Here is a 1,748-nt window from a genome sequence, read left to right on the forward strand (position 1 = left end):
ATCAAATTTAGATACTTTATAATTATTATTTAATATTGGATTGAATAATTTGTTCTCTTGACTACCAAAGCTCTGTAAACTAAACATTACCTGAAATATTGGATGTCTACTTAAGTCTTGCTCTACATTTAACTCACTTACTAACTTCTCAAATGGTAAATCTTGATGGCTTTGTGCTTCTATTAAATTAGTATGAACTCTACTAATTAAACCTAATATGCTTTCACTATCATCTATCTGCTCTCTTAATGCTAATGAATTTACAAAGAAACCTATTAAATCCTGTATCTGACTATGATGCCTATTGGCTATTGGTGTTCCTATTACTATATCGTCTTGGGATGTATATTTATGCATCAATACATAAAATGCACTTAACATTACTGTATATAATGAACAGTTCTGTTTTTTAGTTAACTTCCTTAACTTATTTGATACTTCTTCACCTATCTCAAAATCTACTCTAGATCCGCTATAATCTATCCTACTTGGTCTTACATAATCAGTAGGTAGATTAAGAGTCTCATACCCCTCTAATTTCTCCCTCCAATAGGACAAGTGTTTATCAAGCACATCTGATTCAAGATACGCCCTCTGCCATAATGCAAAGTCCTTATACTGGATACTTAGTTCAGGTAATGTTAATTTAGTATTATTTGTATAATGATCATAATAAGCATTTAACTCTTTAATAAGTATATCTATAGACCAGCCATCACTTGCTATATGATGCATATTAATTAATAGCTTAATATCAGATTCTTCTTTATACAAAGATACCCTTACCGGATAATCCTTAGTTAAATCAAATGGTGTATTAGTATCATTATCAATCTGTTTAGAGATATCTGTATTTTTATAACTATATTCATTAATAACTAAACTATCATTTAATACAATTTGATAATCATTACCATCACTATCTTGCCTAAACACACTCCTTAATACTTCATGCCTCTCCACTATAGATAATATTGCTTGCTTAAGAGCTTCTATATCAATTCCTTCTTTCAAAGCCACCAGCATTGGTATATGATAGGCATTACTGCCTCCCTCATATTGCTCCACAAACCATAACCTCTCTTGAGACGATGATAAAACCGTTTTTTCCCCTAAAAACTTAAAAATATCCTTCTCTTGAAAATCACTTTTTGAAAAGATATTATTTTTAATAAGAATGGATAACAGCGCATGCTTGTTTGCTTTTATAAAATTTCTATAGAAACTCGTATCACCAATACAATTAGGTACAAAAATTCTTATTTTATCACTATCGGCCCATATGCTAATATTATTCTCTTTTAATTTATATATGAAATCCATTAAATTACCTCTTCAAAGCCATCGCTCTTATCTATATAACTATTTAAAAAACAAGTATCCATTAAATATAAAGTTAAACTTCCAACATTTTTACATTCAAATAATTTAACAATACTTATCTTTTGATTTAATTTCTCAGATAGTCTATGTATTAACTTAACAGCCAATAGAGAATCTCCACCTATCCTAAAGAAATCATCTGTAATACCAACTTTTTCTAATCCAAGTACTTCTGCAAATATACTACATAATTTCTCTTCAAGTTCCGTAGTAGGTGCTACATAACTATCTTCATTAACAAATTCAGGATCCGGTAATGACTTACGATCTAACTTACCATTTACTGTTAATGGCATTGATTCAATCTTAACTAATACACTAGGCATCATATACTCTGGTAATACTTTAGATAATTGCTTAACTAT

General features: G+C 29.5%; 2 protein-coding genes. Both read right to left on the minus strand.

Annotation, left to right across the window (positions count from 1 at the left end; translation table 11 throughout):
* Nucleotides 1-1,323 (minus strand): condensation domain-containing protein (locus tag F3D62_RS12315; RefSeq protein ID WP_224732701.1); only part of this gene is annotated, 1,323 nt, incomplete at its 3' end.
* On the minus strand, nucleotides 1,323-1,748 hold a 426-nt coding region (locus F3D62_RS12320), incomplete at its 5' end, for a phosphopantetheine-binding protein (RefSeq protein WP_150468541.1). The genes F3D62_RS12315 and F3D62_RS12320, both read right to left, overlap by 1 nt.

The sequence above is a fragment of the Francisella sp. SYW-9 genome, from assembly GCF_008711465.1.
GTDB lineage: Bacteria > Pseudomonadota > Gammaproteobacteria > Francisellales > Francisellaceae > Francisella.